Annotated in this window: 15 protein-coding genes; 11 read left to right on the top strand and 4 right to left on the bottom strand. The window is 45.2% G+C overall.

The window, feature by feature from the left end:
- Window positions 1–32: 32 nt before the first annotated feature.
- From N646_RS09115 to N646_RS09105, 3 genes are all read right to left on the bottom strand, one after another.
- The gene (locus tag N646_RS09115; protein WP_017821737.1) at window positions 33–314 is read right to left on the bottom strand and encodes a DUF3624 domain-containing protein; all 282 of its coding nucleotides are present in this window, start codon (window positions 312–314) and stop codon (window positions 33–35) included.
- 373 nt (window positions 315–687) lie between these two features.
- Complete coding sequence (locus N646_RS09110) at window positions 688–2,160, bottom strand: dihydrolipoyl dehydrogenase (RefSeq protein ID WP_017821735.1); 1,473 nt, start codon at window positions 2,158–2,160, stop codon at window positions 688–690.
- Window positions 2,161–2,351: 191 nt separating this feature from the next.
- Window positions 2,352–3,080 carry a redoxin family protein gene (locus N646_RS09105; protein ID WP_005382781.1) on the bottom strand — a complete coding sequence of 243 codons (729 nt, stop codon included), beginning with the start codon at window positions 3,078–3,080 and terminating at the stop codon, window positions 2,352–2,354.
- A gap of 169 nt (window positions 3,081–3,249) precedes the next feature.
- On the opposite strand from N646_RS09105, the gene oxyR reads away from it, so the two are divergent.
- Window positions 3,250–4,161 carry a DNA-binding transcriptional regulator OxyR gene (gene oxyR / locus N646_RS09100; protein ID WP_005381326.1) on the top strand — a complete coding sequence of 304 codons (912 nt, stop codon included), beginning with the start codon at window positions 3,250–3,252 and terminating at the stop codon, window positions 4,159–4,161.
- Between the two features lie 53 nt (window positions 4,162–4,214).
- Here oxyR and N646_RS09095 read toward each other — a convergent pair whose 3' ends face one another.
- Entirely contained in the window at window positions 4,215–6,776 is a 2,562-nt protein-coding gene (locus N646_RS09095; RefSeq protein WP_017821734.1) for a penicillin-binding protein 1A, read from the bottom strand.
- Between the two features lie 144 nt (window positions 6,777–6,920).
- Between N646_RS09095 and pilM the strand changes: the two genes are divergently transcribed.
- From pilM to rpe, 10 genes are all read left to right on the top strand, one after another.
- Window positions 6,921–7,937 carry a type IV pilus biogenesis protein PilM gene (pilM, locus tag N646_RS09090; RefSeq protein WP_017821733.1) on the top strand — a complete coding sequence of 339 codons (1,017 nt, stop codon included), beginning with the start codon at window positions 6,921–6,923 and terminating at the stop codon, window positions 7,935–7,937.
- On the top strand, window positions 7,921–8,496 hold the full coding sequence (locus tag N646_RS09085; RefSeq protein WP_017821732.1) for a PilN domain-containing protein: 576 nt from the start codon (window positions 7,921–7,923) through the stop codon (window positions 8,494–8,496). Before pilM ends, N646_RS09085 begins: the two co-directional genes overlap by 17 nt.
- Window positions 8,489–9,082: a type IV pilus inner membrane component PilO gene (locus tag N646_RS09080; protein ID WP_017633532.1), complete on the top strand. Its 594-nt coding sequence runs from the start codon at window positions 8,489–8,491 to the stop codon at window positions 9,080–9,082. The genes N646_RS09085 and N646_RS09080 overlap by 8 nt, the downstream gene beginning before the upstream one ends.
- Entirely contained in the window at window positions 9,072–9,587 is a 516-nt protein-coding gene (locus N646_RS09075; protein ID WP_005382766.1) for a pilus assembly protein PilP, read from the top strand. The genes N646_RS09080 and N646_RS09075 overlap by 11 nt, the downstream gene beginning before the upstream one ends.
- A 25-nt stretch (window positions 9,588–9,612) precedes the next feature.
- Window positions 9,613–11,358: a type IV pilus secretin PilQ gene (locus N646_RS09070; RefSeq protein WP_005382765.1), complete on the top strand. Its 1,746-nt coding sequence runs from the start codon at window positions 9,613–9,615 to the stop codon at window positions 11,356–11,358.
- A 187-nt stretch (window positions 11,359–11,545) separates the two neighbouring features.
- Window positions 11,546–12,064, top strand: a complete 519-nt coding sequence (aroK, locus tag N646_RS09065) for a shikimate kinase AroK (RefSeq protein ID WP_005381319.1) — start codon at window positions 11,546–11,548, stop codon at window positions 12,062–12,064.
- 32 nt (window positions 12,065–12,096) lie between these two features.
- On the top strand, window positions 12,097–13,197 hold the full coding sequence (aroB, locus tag N646_RS09060; protein WP_005381318.1) for a 3-dehydroquinate synthase: 1,101 nt from the start codon (window positions 12,097–12,099) through the stop codon (window positions 13,195–13,197).
- Window positions 13,198–13,249: 52 nt separating this feature from the next.
- Window positions 13,250–14,761: an SPOR domain-containing protein gene (locus N646_RS09055; protein ID WP_017821730.1), complete on the top strand. Its 1,512-nt coding sequence runs from the start codon at window positions 13,250–13,252 to the stop codon at window positions 14,759–14,761.
- Between the two features lie 69 nt (window positions 14,762–14,830).
- A complete protein-coding gene (locus N646_RS09050; RefSeq protein ID WP_005381301.1) occupies window positions 14,831–15,670 on the top strand; it encodes a Dam family site-specific DNA-(adenine-N6)-methyltransferase in 840 nt (279 codons plus the stop codon).
- Between the two features lie 92 nt (window positions 15,671–15,762).
- Entirely contained in the window at window positions 15,763–16,434 is a 672-nt protein-coding gene (gene rpe / locus N646_RS09045; protein WP_005381300.1) for a ribulose-phosphate 3-epimerase, read from the top strand.
- Window positions 16,435–16,614 lie beyond the last annotated feature (180 nt).

The following is a 16,614-nucleotide window of genomic DNA, read 5'->3' as shown; positions in this document are numbered from 1 at the left end:
CCCAGAACTGACATTGGTTTTGGGGCTTTTTTCTATCTGTCACTTTTCTCTTTTTTATTCGTCTTTTTTTGTCCCCGTCGACGCTGCCAAGGCAAGATGACAAAACGCATCCATAAGTGTAAAAACAACAAAACGTTGAAAGCGAAGCCGGCAAAGATCAAAGCGATCGACTCGATGCTTTGTGGATCATCTTTGAGCGTAAACCACCATACAATCCAACACAGTACAGAAAGTACCGTCAATTGATCCAAGCATCGTTGGCAACGTCCAAGTTTTTTCCAAAACCAATGTTCTTCGCAGCGGCGACAAGTCATAGTGTTTTCCAAACCATTAGTGTTGCTTCAGATTATATATCTAACTATATGGTGGAAAGCGTTTCTTGTACCGGACTTAGAGCGCCATGACACAACCAAAAATGGAAAGTTAGCTTTGTAAAAGCTTTGTGGCACGTAATTGATGTATGGTGCGCTGTCAGTCTTTAACAGGAAATATAATGATGTCGACAGAGTTGAAACTTGCGCTGAGTATCGCTGGTGGGTTCTGTATGATCGGTGTTGTCGCGATTTGTATGGTCAGTCGCTATGCAATGATGGCAGCGTAAGAGAGATTTCATTGCGCCAAAGTAGTAAAGCAAAGCCTCGTTGATGACGAGGCTTTGCTTTATATTTAGATAGAAGCCTGAAAGCGTTAGCAGCCTGGGCCGCAGTCAAGACAATGTTTCACCATTTCTGGCCCTAAGTGTAGTTTTGCATTCAAATCACGTAGAGCGGTGCGGACGCCTTCTTCAATCACTGGGTGATAGAAGGGCATATCTAACATCTCAGAAATCGTCATCCTATTTTGGTGCGCCCATGCTAAAAGGTGAGCAAGATGCTCTGCATTCGGGCCCATCATTTCTGCACCTAAAAAACGTCCAGTGCCTTGCTCTCCGTAGACATGCAGAATGCCTTTATTACGAAGCATGACGCGCGAACGTCCTTGATTTTCAAACGAGACTTCACCGGTTGCGAAACATCCACATGTGCCTAGACGTATTTCTAGTTGTTTATATGTTTCTCCAACCATAGCAATTTGAGGGTCGGAGAACACGGCTGAAATTGGTGAGCGACGCAGACCCGCACGAATATCTGGGAAACGGCCTGCGTTGTCTCCAGCAATCCGGCCTTGGTCAGCGGCTTCGTGCAGCAGTGGAATTTGGTTACTTGCATCACCTGCGATGAAGATGCTCTCTACCGAAGTTTGCAATGTATAGTGATCTGCCGTTGGTATGCCACGTTCATCGAGCGCCACATTGGTGTTCTCGATCGCCAGCTTATCGACGTTTGGACGACGACCCGTTGCGGCCAATACGTAATCGACAACGAAAGTTTCTAATTCGCCATCGTGGTTGATGAATTGGATTTCGACCTTGTCTTCGCCGTCATTGTCTGACGAAGCAATGCGTTTCATGCTTTCGACTTTTACATCTGCATCAAGGTAGAACTCTTCCTTAAAGGCTTTATCTGCATACGCCATCACCTCTGGGTCTGTCAGTGGGCCCACTTGTCCTCCAAGGCCAAAGAGCTTCACGTTCACTCCTAGGCGGTGTAAAGCCTGACCCAATTCAAGGCCGATGACTCCTGGGCCAAATACTGCCACGGACTCTGGTAAGTCATCCCAGTCAAATACATCATCGTTAATCACTAGGCGATCACCCAGTTCATTCCAAGCTGCCGGATATGCTGGACGAGATCCTGTCGCAATAACAATGCGCTGTGCGGTGACCTGAGTATGATCATCTATGATGAGAGTGTGGTCATCGGCAAACTTCGCGTAGCCCGATAGTTTGTCTTCAGCGGGAATATCATCGACACTTTCAAGCACAAAGCCAACAAAACGATCGCGTTCGCGCTTTACACGATCCATAACTTCTCGTCCGTTAATTCGTACTTCACCTTGCGGGTGTATCCCAAACCCAGGTGCTTTTTCGATTTGATGAACACTTTCTGCTGCCGCAATTAACAACTTAGACGGCATGCATCCGACACGAGCACAGGTTGTTCCGTAGGGACCGCCCTCAATCATTACCACGCTGTTGGTATGAGCTTTTGCTGCTCGATAAGCACCAAGACCAGCCGTCCCGCCACCAATAATCGCTACGTCGACATTAACTTGTTTCATCGTGAACTCTCGCTTTTGTTTTAAGCCAAGCTAGCTACATTGAGCTTGGAGAGTAAATTGGATAGTTGAATCTGGATAAGTAGTCACCTTATTGGCAGATGACTACTTATCTAGACTAGTAGAAGAAGTGGTTTAGGGTTGGCCTCCGAGCCAAAAGGCACCGGAGACCGAGGGTGTAGGCTATGGACAGCTTAGCCTAGATACGCTTCTAGCTCTTCGCTACCGCCGATGTGCTTGCCACCGATAAAGACTTGTGGAACAGTCGTGCGACCAGATATAGCTCGTAGACTAACTGTTGTTGCGTCTTTACCCAGAATCACTTCTTCATATTGAAGACCGTGGTCAATCAGATTTTGTTTCGCTTTCATACAGAAAGGGCAGCCTGGTTTAGTGAACACCGTGATGGATTCTTGCGTTTTGTAGTCAGGCGCTATGTAGTTCAGCATCGTATCTGCGTCTGACACCTTGAATGGGTCGCCTGGTTCGTTTGGCTCAATGAACATTTTTTCCACTACGCCATCTTTTACTAGCATGCTGTAACGCCATGAACGTTTGCCAAAGCCGATGTCGTTTTTATCCACTAACATACCCATGCCATCGGTGAATTCACCATTACCATCCGGGATGAAGGTAATGTTTTCTGCTTCTTGGTCTTGTTTCCATGCATTCATCACGAACGTATCATTGACCGAGACACAAATAATCTCATCCACTCCGTGCTCTTTAAATACAGGGAACAATTCGTTGTAACGAGGTAGATGGCTTGATGAACAGGTTGGAGTAAATGCACCCGGTAAGCTAAATACGATAACGGTCTTACCTTTAAATAGCTCATCGGTCGTTACATTCACCCAAGAGTCACCTTGACGAACTGGAAAAGTAACTTGAGGGACTTGTTGACCTTCTTTAGATACAAACATAATGATTTCCTTTAACTATTTTAAATTATGCGTATAGAGCTTAGCGTTTTTCGTCGCTCTGTTTCGTTTTGTTGAGCCCATTATTGTAAAAATCCTTTGATAGCTCTAATCGTTTGGTGTTATGGTTTTGATAGGTATTAGCTATTGTTAAAGAAGCGAAGCGTGAAGTATGAATATTCGAGATTTTGAGTACTTAGTTGCACTTGCGGAACATAAGCACTTTCGCAAAGCGGCAGAGGCATGTTTTGTTAGCCAGCCAACATTGAGTGGGCAAATTCGTAAACTAGAGGACGAACTCGGGACCACGCTTTTAGAGCGAAGCAGCCGACGTGTTTTGTTTACCGATTCAGGGTTACAGCTGGTGGAGCAGGCTAAGCGCATCTTAAGTGAAGTGAAAACCTTCAGAGATATGGCAAGCGGTCAAAGCGGAGCCATGACTGGACCGATGCATATTGGTTTCATCCCGACGGTTGGGCCTTATCTACTACCCAAAATTCTGCCGCAGATAAAAGAAGCATTTCCTGAGCTGGAGCTATTTCTGCACGAAGCTCAAACACATCAATTAGTGCGTCAATTGGAAGAAGGCAAACTAGATTGCTTAGTTTTAGCTTCGGTTGATGAAACTGCGCCATTTAAAGAGATCGAAGTGTATCAAGAGCCATTAAGTGTCGCAGTGCCATGTGACCACGAGTGGGCCTCTCTCGACCATGTTGATATGTTGGAGCTGAATGGTAAAACCGTTTTAGCGTTGGGAGACGGCCACTGTCTGAGAGATCAAGCGTTAGGTTTTTGTTTTGCCGCTGGTGCAAAAGACGATGAGCGTTTTAAAGCCACCAGCTTGGAGACGTTACGCAATATGGTTGCTGCCGGTGCGGGGATTACGTTATTGCCTCAGCTTTCTATCCCTAATGAGAAGCAAAAAGATGGCGTATGCTACGTACCAGCTGTTAACCCAACACCCTCGCGTAATATCGTTCTCGTATATCGTCCGGGCTCACCATTACGAGCTAGGTTTGAAGCTTTAGCAGCGAAGATTAAAGAGGTGTTGGCTTCTTATCCATCATTGAATGCTGCAGCATAAGAAGCAGACATAAAAAAGGGAGAGCTTGATGCTCTCCCTTGTGCTTTTGTGATTTAGAACAGTTCTTCTGCGCCAGAGCCTGAAGAATAAATACTATCTTCTAAACGGTCGCCAGCGTATTCGGTAGGCTCCGTGCCTTTTTCAAAGTATTCGAACATTGATGTGCTATCTACCTTGTGCGTTAGCATACCGCTGTTGCGATCAATACGAACTCGAATAATATCCTCTGGAATATTTTTACCTTGCTCCGGCGTCCCTTCTAGCGCAACACGCATGAAGTCAATCCAAGCAGGCTCTGCGGTTTTCGCACCCGACTCGGCACCAGAAATTTGGCCTTGCCCTAGGTTGCTGTTAACAGTGGTGCGGCCAAGTGCACGTGAATGATCATCAAAGCCAACCCAAGCTATCGCAACGACACCAGGTCCATAGCCATTGTACCAAGCATCCTTGGAATCATTCGTTGTACCCGTTTTACCCCCGATATCACGACGACCAAGTTTTTGCGCGCGCCAGCCTGTACCATTCCAACCTGTGCCTTCACGCCAGTTACCGCCACCCCAAATGTTGCTGTACATCATCTCACGCATTAAGAATGCATTCTGTTCAGAGATAACTTGCGGTGCATATTGAGGTTCATCATTTTCAAGGGCATTGTCTGTTGCTAGGCCATCAATTGCGACGTCTTGTTCGCCAAATTCATCAGCGTAGCGATTTTCTGGCTGCTCGCTCATTTGCGGACAATCCTTATAACAAACACTCTTTGGATTGGCTTTAAACAGTACTTCACCGAATGCATCTTCCACGCGTTCTACATAGAATGGTTCAACGTAATAACCACCGTTCGCAAACACAGAGTAACCTTGTGCCACTTTCATTGGTGTTAAGCTGCCAGCTCCGAGTGCGATGGTCTCTGAGCGTGGTACTTGGTTAATATCAAAACCGAAACGAGTAAGGTACTGACGTGTCTCCTCGAGGCCAACTTCACGGAGTGTACGCACTGCCATGACGTTTTTTGATTGAGCTAAGCCGAGGCGAAGACGCGTTGGACCACCATAAGTCGGTGGTGAGTTTTTTGGTCGCCAAGCTGAACCAGAACCTGCATCCCACTTGTTAATCGGCGCATCGTTAATCAAAGTGGCTAGAGTCAGCCCTTTGTCAATTGCTGCCGAGTAGATGAAAGGCTTGATACTTGAACCAACCTGACGCACTGACATGGTTGCACGGTTAAACTTGCTGTGAACAAAGTTGAAACCACCAACCAGCGACAATATCGCGCCATTTTCTGGGTTCATCGCAACAAACGCGGTGTTTGCTGTCGGCACTTGGCTCAGTTTCCAGCTCAGTGTTGTGTTGTCATCTTCATCGGTTTCACTTACTTCGCGAACCCAAACTTGTTGACCTGTCGCTAGCACATCATGCGCTGACTTTGGTGTTGAGCCTTGGCGGTTATCGGTAATGTACTTACGCGCCCAGTGCATTCCAGTCCAAGGGATGGTTTGCTCTTCATGGTTCTTAACCCATACTTGCGCCGTCTTATCATCGACTTTCGTCACAACCGCAGGGTAAAGGTCACCATAAGTTGGCTGTTTCTTCAGGTGCTTTTCTATTTGCTCATTGCCCCAGGCTGCTTCCCCTTCTTTCCAAAGCACACTTTCTGCACCACGGTAGCCATGACGTTCATCGTATGACAAGAGGTTATTTACCGCAGACGTATTTGCAGCATCTTGCAGTTTAGAATCCACAGTCATGTAGATATTCAAGCCAGAGGTGTAAGCTTCTTCTTCACCGTACTCTTTTACTGCCCATGCACGAGCCAACTCTGCTACGTAAGGCGCTGAAAGCTCAATTTCAGCGCTATGATAACGCGCCACAATAGGTTCATTGCGTGCTTCGTCATACTGCTCTTGTGTAATGTATTTCTCATCAAGCATTCGCATTAATACAACGTTACGGCGTTTTGTTGCGCGCTCAAGAGAGTAAATTGGGTTCATGGTTGATGGCGCTTTTGGCATACCAGCGAGTGTTGCAATCTCACTTAACGTCAATTCATCAAGGCTCTTACCAAAATACACTTGAGCGGCAGCACCAAAGCCATATGAGCGGTAACCAAGGAAGATTTTATTGACATAAAGCTCCATGATTTCTTGCTTACTTAAAAGCTGCTCAATATGGATAGCAATAAAAATCTCTTTAATCTTACGCATGATCTTCTTCTCATTAGATAAGAAGAAGTTACGAGCTAGCTGTTGCGTAATCGTACTTGCACCCTGTTTAGCCGAGCCTGAAACCGCAACAACAACAGCTGCACGAGTGATGCCGATAGGGTCGATACCAGGATGCTCGTAGAAACGGCTATCTTCGGTTGCGATGAGCGCGTGAATTAAGTCTTGAGGAATTTCGTCATAAGTAACAGGAATACGACGCTTTTCACCGAACTGTGCGATCAGCTTCCCGTCTTGACTAAACACCTTCATAGGTGTTTGTAATTCAACGTCTTTTAGAGTTGCAACATCTGGCAATTCAGGCTTCACATACTGATAGAAGCCAAATATTGTGGTGACTCCAAGAATTATGCAAATCAATGTTAAAAATAATAAACGCTTTATGAACTTCACCGGAGAATCCCTGATTGGTTGAGGCTGTGTAACGGCAAACCCTTGTACTCTTAGGTCAAAAATTTAGCACATAAGAGATATTAACTCTTATTTGGATGCTAATAACAACCTTTGCACGAAGAAATTTCGGAGCGAGAGTAAGAGATGGATAAGCTAATCGTTACCGGCATCGATATAGGCCATAACAGCCTCAAAGCCGTAGTACTTAAACCCACAGGCAACAATTACGCTCTGTTGGGTTACAAAGAAATATTACTAAAGGAAGGTATTGTCGCTGAAAATAACACCATAAATCATCAAGAAATTGTAAAGACCCTCAAGCAGATAAAAAAAGAACTGCCTTTTGGCGCTAAAAAAGTTGCGATCTCAGTTCCTGATAACTCGGTAATTAGCAAGAAACTGCAAATAGAACAAAATCTTGAAGAGAGTGAAGTTGAGTTTGCAGTGATACAAGCCTTTTCTCATCAATCGCCATTCCCTGTCGAAGAGCTGAGTTTAGACTTCGTTCGTCTTCGCGCTGAGGGCGGGCAGAGTGGCAGTGATAGCTATCAAGTGTTTGCGACAAGAAAAGATGTGGTAGAAGGCCGAGTCGATGCATTACAAAAGTCCGGACTAAAACCTGTTTTAGTGGACGTGCATTCGCAAAGCCTTGGTCATATCTGGAAGCTCACCGCCGATCGCTTTCCTGACAAAAACAAATACTGCTTACTCGATATTGGCACCTTATCGAGCTCCTTCACCATGTTTACCGAACAAGGTGAACTGTTTCACAAAGAGTTTGCTTACGGCACACGCGGAGCAAACAGCGCTTCTCCAGTCGATTTTCTGTCCGATGATGCTCAGGAGAAAACAGAGCTGTTTAACCGTCAAATCATAGAGCGAGTAAAGCGCCAGATGCAGCTCTATACCTCAATCAATGGCTCACAAAACATCAAGGGTATCTGGTTATCAGGGGAGGGGGCCTCCACTCCCATGCTCGCAGAGGAGTTGTCTCAACAATTGTCGTTAGAGTGTGAATTGCTAAATCCGCTAGGGCTATTTGAGATGAAGGTGTCTAAGCGTAAGCGTCGTGCTGTGGATTGGCAGCATTTCTCAACAGCAGCCGGACTGGCCGTTCGTGGCATTCATTGGCTAGGAGGCGCCCGTGCTTTATCGCATTAATTTACTTCCTTGGCGAGAGAGTCAAAGAGAAGAGCACCGACGTCGTTTCATCAGTTTGGTCGCATTAGGCATGTTGGTCGCTGTTGGCATCCAGTGGGGTATTGGAAAGTTTTTTGAGTACCAACAAGATCAACAACAGGAGCGGCTCGATTACCTCACTCACTACATTGCCGAACTCGACCAGCGTATTGAAGCAATGAAAATTGCAGAGCAAGAGCACAGCAAAATCCTCGAACGTCTAAAGGTCGTTGAAGGTTTACAAAACGGACGAAACAAAACGACCGAGTTCATGAACTTAATGCCTGCCGTTATCCCTGAAGGTGTATATGTCGACAAGATCAAAATGAATGATCTGGAAATTGAGATCTCTGGGATCTCTGATAGCACTCCAAAACTTGCCACGATGCTGGACAACATGGAGCGCTCGGCCAAGTTGAACGACGTAGAAATGCATTCCATCGTTCACGGCAAAGCCCGTTTTGGGAAAGAGTTTCAAACATTCAAAGTGTCTTTCATGTTCAAAGTAACGGAGAAGAAATTGGAGGCTCAACGTGGTTGATTGGCAGGATCTCGAAATAGATGAAATGGCCGAGTGGCCATTGTTGCCCCAGATTGTAGTAATCGCACTTCTGATCATGGCGATTCAAGGCTTAGGTTATTGGTTTTACCTTAAACCGAAAGACGAACAGTTGAATCACTTGATTCAGCAGGAGCAGACACTCAAGGTGGCATTGAAGATCAAAGCGAACAAAGTGGCAGCGTTGCCTCAGCTTCAATCTCAATTGGATGAACTTACCACTCGTTACGAGTTATTACTGCAGCAACTGCCTGCGCAAAAAGAGCTGGCTACAATGCTCGCTTCAGTGAATGAGCTTGGCATCGACAACAAGCTGACTTTCACCCGAATCGACTGGGGCGAAAAACAATCAGAGCACTTCCTTTATCGTCTCCCTTTAAACATAGAGTTAACGGGCGACTTTCATGACATCGGCCATTTTTCTCAGGCAATAGCGACGCTACCTCGAATCATCACGTTTAAAGATGTGACTTGGCAACGTGTCAGCCAAGAGAGCGAAACCCTGCACTTTCGGGTGCGTGCTAATACCTATCAGTTTAAGCCGGAGGAGACGAAAAATGACAAGTAAGTCTTTGTTGCTGGTACTGATGGGTTCTCTATTGATGGGCTGCCAGGCGAATGATGAATCATTGACGGATTTTATTCGAGGAGTGGAAACACAGGCGCGTCGAGAGGTCGAGAAGCTTAAGCCCGCAGACAAGTATGTTGCAGTCACGTACGCACCGGAAGTACAGCGTGCACCCTTTGAATTACCCAAAGAAGCCACCATCGCGACTCAGCCAGTTGCAAGAAAAGATTGTTGGCAACCGCCCTCAAGAAGGCGAACTGGCAAATTAGAAAAATTCCCATTAAGCCAATTACGTTTGAAAGGTGTCATGGGCATGGATAACACGGTTTCTGGCCTCGTTCAGGCTCCCAATGGCACCGTCTATAAAGTTAAGCCGGGTCAATACCTCGGACGCAATAATGGCAAAGTGACCCATGTCAGCCACTCCTATTTGTTGATTAATGAAACGTTGCCCGACGGCTTAGGATGTTGGCAAAAACGTAAAGTTAAGTTGGCTTTGAGATAGCCCCATTTATTTTTGATATTGAGTAATGAAAATGAGACAAGGATTAACACGTACACCAAGGATACTTACTGGGCTCTTCTCCTTATGGTTGTTTGTATTTTTAGCCCCTTTAGCGGCAGCTGAAGAAGTTTCGTCCAATGCCCTAAAAAGTATCGACTTTCGAACTAATAAAGATAAAGACGCCGTGATTGTCGTCGAATTGGCGTCACCGGCCGCGATTGTAGATATCAAGCGTGTACAGGAAGGGTTAAGTATCGATTTGCTTAACACTTCAGTAAAAGACGAGCAATTGTATCTCCTAGACGTGAAAGACTTTTCGACTGTGGTTGAGAGCGTAGAAGTGTTTCGCGACACCTCGACGACGCGCTTGGTTGCGCACATCAATGAAGAATACATGCATGATTACCGTTTAACGGGGCGTTTTTTGGAAATCAAAGTAGCGAAGATCAAACCCAATGAGAAAGCCCCAGATAAAAGCATTTTAGAAAGAGAAGGTAAGCTTATTTCGATTAACTTCCAAGATATTCCTGTGCGAAACGTCTTGCAGCTTATTGCTGATTACAACCAATTCAATTTGGTTGTCTCCGACTCTGTAGAAGGCAACCTCACGCTTCGTCTTGATGGTGTCCCTTGGCAGCAAGTGCTGGATATTATTTTGCAAGTTAAGGGGTTAGATAAGCGTGTTGATGGCAACGTGATTTTAGTTGCTCCGACTGATGAGCTGGACTTGCGTGAGAAGCAGCAGTTAGAAAAACAAAAATTGACGGAAGAAATGGGAGAGCTTTCATCTGAAATCATCAAAGTTAATTTTGCTAAAGCATCAGACATTGCGGAGATGATCAATGGTGAAGGAAATATCAGCATGCTGTCAGAGCGCGGCAGTATGACCATTGATGAGCGAACTAACTCGTTATTGATTAGAGAGTTACCTGAAAACATCGAGGTGATTCGAGAAATTATTGAGTCTTTGGATATTCCAGTTAAACAGGTTCAAATTGAGGCGCGTATTGTGACCATCAATGAAGGTAACATGGACGAGTTAGGGATTCGTTGGGGTTTTACGTCTATTAATGGCAGTAATACAGTGGGTGGTTCTATTGAGAACAACCTCGCCACGATCGGTCTCTATAATGGAGAAGGGGGTGATGACGGTGGTGACGGTGATGGAGTAGGGATCGATGACTTCCTAAATGTAAACTTAGCTGCAACCAGCCCGAATGCGACCAGCATTGCTTTTCAGGTCGCAAAGTTAGGTTCAGACACCTTGTTGGATCTTGAGCTTTCTGCGCTGCAACAAGAGTCTAAAGCTGAGATTATCTCGAGCCCACGTTTGATCACTACCAATAAGAAACCTGCCTATATCGAACAAGGTACAGAGATTCCTTACCTAGAGTCATCATCAAGTGGTGCAACGACGGTGACGTTCAAAAAGGCGGTATTAAGTTTGAAGGTAACCCCGCAAATCACACCGGATAACCGCTTAGTATTGGATTTAAGTGTCACGCAAGATAGACCAGGACAAGTCGTGAAGACAGGCACTGGTGAAGCTGTTGCGATTGATACTCAACGTATCGGGACGCAAGTGTTAGTGAATAACGGTGAAACGGTCGTTCTTGGTGGTATTTTTCAGCACAGCATTACTAACTCGGTGGACAAAGTGCCTTTGTTGGGCGACCTGCCGCTATTAGGTGCTCTTTTTCGTCGAAGTTATGAGAATGTTGGCAAAAGTGAGCTGTTAATTTTCGTCACGCCTAAGGTGGTGATTCAGTAGTTCTGTCTCGGGAAAAACTGATTAAATCAAAAATAAAGTTGCAATAGTGGCACCATGCTTGGATAATTTCGGGTCTTATCACGAATTATCTGTGAGGAACTGGTGCCACAAGCCTTGTAGAACAGCAGTTTAGCTGTGTTTTCTTGTGGCGATCTTATTGAATCAATGTTGTAAATTACTGCTAAACATGGCTGAGAAACGTAATATTTTCCTTGTTGGCCCAATGGGCGCCGGCAAAAGTACAATTGGTAGACATCTAGCACAGCAACTGCATATGGAGTTTGTTGACTCCGATACAGTGATCGAAGAACGCACTGGTGCAGACATCTCTTGGGTTTTTGATGTAGAAGGTGAAGAAGGCTTCCGCAAGCGTGAAGAAGCGGTACTTGAAGACCTAACACAAGAGCAAGGCATCGTGCTTGCGACTGGCGGTGGCTCTGTTAAGAGCAAAGAAAACCGCAATCGTCTTTCGGCACGTGGTGTTGTTGTTTACTTAGAAACGACGATTGAAAAGCAACTTGCGCGTACAAACCGCGACAAGAAGCGTCCTTTACTTCAAACGGATAACCCTCGCGAAGTACTGGAGCAATTAGCTGAAGAACGTAATCCTTTATATGAAGAAGTAGCGGATTACACTGTTCGCACTGACGATCAAAGTGCAAAAGTGGTAGCCAACCAGATCGTAAAAATGCTAGAAGAGAGATAAGTCTTTATCTTTTTTTTAATTGGAGCAAACCGATGGAACGGATTACGGTCAACCTAGCTGAGCGTAGCTACCCAATCTCTATTGGCGCCGGGTTATTTGAGGACCCGGCGTACCTCTCTCAAGTTCTCTCAAACAAAAATGCAAAACAAAAAGTTGTTGTGATCAGTAATGTCACAGTGGCGCCTTTGTATGCAGACAAAATTTTAAAGCAACTCGAGCAGCTCGGTTGTAGTGCATCCTTGTTAGAATTGCCTGATGGTGAACAGTACAAAAACTTGGATGTATTTAATCAAGTAATGAACTTCTTACTGGAAGGGAGTTATGCTCGTGATGTTGTGATCATCGCGTTAGGTGGTGGTGTTATTGGCGACCTTGTGGGTTTTGCGTCTGCCTGTTACCAGCGTGGGGTCGACTTTATTCAAATACCGACCACATTACTATCCCAAGTGGACTCTTCGGTTGGTGGAAAAACCGCGGTTAACCATCCGTTGGGTAAGAACATGATAGGTGCGTTTTACCAACCTAAAGCCGTGATCATTGATACCAACTGCCTGTCGACGTTGCCTGAACGTGAGTTCGCTGCGGGTATCGCCGAAGTCATTAAGTACGGCATTATTTACGATGCAGATTTTTTTGTATGGTTAGAAGACAATCTTGAGCGCTTGTATGCGTTGGATGAAGAAGCACTAACTTATGCGATCGCACGTTGCTGTGAAATAAAAGCGGAAGTGGTGGCTCAGGATGAGAAAGAGTCGGGCATCCGTGCTTTGCTTAACTTAGGTCACACCTTTGGTCATGCGATTGAAGCGGAACTTGGCTATGGCAATTGGCTGCATGGTGAAGCGGTATCTTCCGGCACTGTTATGGCGGCCAAAACGTCGCATCTACGTGGTCTGATCTCGGAAGAGCAATTTGAGCGTATTGTTGCGATTTTGCGTCGTGCAAAACTGCCTGTGCATACTCCAGACAGTATGAATTTCGATGACTTCATCAAGCACATGATGCGAGATAAGAAAGTCCTCTCTGGTCAATTACGATTGGTTTTGCCTACAGGCATTGGCACTGCCGAGGTAATTGCTGATACGACACAAGACGTACTCAAACAGGCAATAGACTTCGGTCGCGATATTTAACCTTGTAATGGCGCCTTTGGGCGTCATTCTTGTAGTGTATTAAGGTTATTAGATGAGTGTTGCTCACGTACTGGAATTAGATTCTCAAATCGAGTTGCTTGATAGATTAGGTCTACTGACTAACTTTGGTTCCAATCTCATTGCGATTAATGGTCATGATGGGTACGGGAAATCTTGGTTAGCGCAGCGATACCTTGAAGTGGGTGCCAGTAACAAGAATCAATGTTTGTTACTTTGTCATTCTAATCAAGACGATGTGCAGCATCGCGTCCTTATTTTGAGTCAACTGGTTTCAGACGCATTGTTTAATCAGCAAGAGCCTTTACTTGATAGCCTTGAAAGGCTTTTAGGTGATGAGCCGTGTGACATTGCAATTGTTGTCGATGATGCGCATTTATTGAGTGAGACACTTATCTCTGAGCTTTGGATGCTGGTCTTAGAGGCGCACCATAAGCCAAATTGGACCATCAATGTCTTACTGTTTACACAGTCTGGACGTTTAGAAGGTTTGCTAGCACGTCTCAGTTATGGACAAGAGATAAAGCCTGTTGAGCTTGATATTGATATGTTGTCCGAAGTGGAAGCTCGTCGTTTCTTTGAGTCACTTGTTGCGCGCTACGTCGATGATGAGTCTGAGAAACGGGTTCGAGATGCATTTAAAAAAGTCGACCCAGTACCGGGTGACATCATGGCGTTAGGAGAGATGAAAGTGGAAAAAAGGATCATTATCCGCTCGATTGTCGGTTCACCCCTGAATATTGCGTTGGTGGTATTAGTCTTACTGTTGCTTGCTGCTGGTGGCTATTGGTGGATGCTTAGTCAACCAAGTCCTGATGATAAAGCGCAGCAAATTGCTGGCAGTTTAGAGCAAACGGTTATTCCAACTTTTGAAGAGTCAGGAGTCAGTGCAGCGCAGTCTTCACTGCAACCTGTAACCGATGGCTCTAGCAGTCTTGATAAGTCTGGTGCGGTTGATGATTCTGATTCATTACCGCCAGCAGTGACAGAAGAAGTAGCGAGCGTAGGCAGTGATGACAATCAACAAAGAGTGGTGATTGAGTCGAATGTGGTCGATGCATTGCTTGAAGGTAAAGCTGATTCAGCAGACACAAAAGCGATTGATGATGTCGTCGGTACTGAGAAGACAGAAACCGCCGATGAAACTAGCTCCCCTTTGATTAAAGTCGTAAAACCGAATCAAGATATCACGCAAGCACCTGCTCAGTCAGAAGAGGGTGACGCAAACCAACCTGTTGTGAAGTTTTCATTTGCTCGTGAAGAACTAAAAGCGCTATCGCCAAGAGCTTACACTTTACAACTCGCAGCTATGACCTCAATGGAAGATGTACAATCCTTTCTCAATGAGCATCAACTGAATAATCAAGTGCGAATTTATCCTACCGTTCGTAATGACACCGAGTGGTATATCATCACATATCAAGATTATCCTACAATTCAAATGGCTCGTGATGCCGTCGCAAGCTTGCCAGATTCGGTTAAGTCGGTGAGTCCTTGGGCAAAATCACTCCGTCAGGTTCACCGTGAAATTGAACGAGTGAAATAAACCTGAGCTTCCCTGAAAAATATGTTACATTCCGCAGCCTTAATTTTTGGTCGATAGATAGAGCAGTAGATGAAAAAGCAACGAGCCTTTCTTAAATGGGCAGGAGGAAAATACGGACTGGTTGAAGACATCCAACGTCATTTGCCGCCGGCTCGAAAGCTAGTTGAACCTTTTGTTGGTGCGGGCTCAGTGTTTCTGAATACCGATTATGACCATTATCTACTTGCAGATATCAATCCAGATTTGATCAATCTGTACAACCTGCTGAAAGAACGCCCTGAAGAGTATATCTCTGAAGCGAAGCGTTGGTTTGTCGCTGAGAACAACCGCAAAGAAGCCTACCTACACATTCGCGCTGAATTTAATAAAACCGATGACGTGATGTACCGCTCTTTAGCGTTTTTGTATATGAACCGCTTTGGTTTTAATGGCCTATGCCGTTACAACAAAAAAGGTGGCTTCAATGTACCGTTTGGCTCTTACAAAAAGCCGTATTTCCCTGAGGCGGAACTGGAGTTTTTTGCAGAAAAAGCCAAAAAAGCTACGTTCGTTTGTGAAGGTTATCCTGAAACATTTCGTCGTGCGCGCAAAGGGAGCGTCGTGTATTGCGATCCACCTTATGCACCGCTTTCAAATACGGCAAATTTCACCTCATACGCAGGTAATGGTTTCACGTTGGACGACCAAGCTGCATTAGCCGACATTGCTGAAAGAACAGCGACTGAACGTGGCATTCCTGTGTTGATTTCTAACCACGACACTACCTTGACACGTCGGTTGTATCACGGTGCGGATCTTAATGTGGTAAAAGTAAAGCGTACCATTAGCCGTAATGGTAACGGTCGTAATAAAGTTGATGAGCTACTTGCGCTTTTTCATGCCCCAGACATGGATAAATCAAACTCTTAATTCTCACACTATTATATCTAAATAGTGGATCTCCCCACTGGCTTCGGTAGAATTGCGCGCAGATTGTTTGCTCATTACTACTGAGGTCAGGTATGAAAGATTTTCTTATTGCTCCATCCATTTTATCGGCAGATTTTGCTCGTCTCGGTGAAGATGTAGAAAAAGTACTCGCAGCGGGTGCGGATGTGGTGCATTTCGACGTTATGGATAACCACTATGTACCAAACCTGACTTTTGGTGCGCCTGTGTGTAAAGCACTACGCGATTATGGCATCACGGCGCCAATCGATGTTCACCTAATGGTGAAACCCGTTGACCGTATTATTCCTGATTTCGCAAAAGCGGGTGCGTCGATGATTACGTTCCATGTAGAAGCTTCTGATCATGTAGACCGTACACTGCAGTTAATTAAAGAGCACGGCTGTCAGGCTGGTGTGGTACTAAACCCAGCAACGCCACTTGCAAGTCTTGAGTTTATTATGGATAAAGTCGACATGATTCTACTGATGTCGGTAAACCCTGGTTTTGGTGGTCAATCATTCATTCCTCATACACTAGATAAACTGCGTGCCGTTCGTAAGATGATTGACGAGTCTGGTCGTGATATCCGCTTAGAAATCGATGGCGGTGTGAAGGTTGACAACATTCGTGAAATTGCAGAAGCGGGCGCAGACATGTTTGTCGCAGGCTCGGCGATTTTCGGTGAGCCAGATTACAAACAAGTGATCGATCAAATGCGCGCTGAACTGGCTGAAGTTAAATAAGCACCGATAAGCCAGCGCAATAACACACTGATTTTAAAGGCTGCCATGTTGTTGGCAGCCTTTGTGTTTTCTAGTATTAGAAGAAATTAAATATCCGCTGCGATGAGCAAATAATCACTTGCCTATTTTACGCCCTTTCTGTACTATTCGTGCTCCTTAAACTCAGTCAATTATCTTTAG

This window comes from Vibrio alginolyticus NBRC 15630 = ATCC 17749, from assembly GCF_000354175.2.
Lineage (GTDB): Bacteria > Pseudomonadota > Gammaproteobacteria > Enterobacterales > Vibrionaceae > Vibrio > Vibrio alginolyticus.
This window is presented reverse-complemented; position numbering and strand designations above follow the sequence as displayed.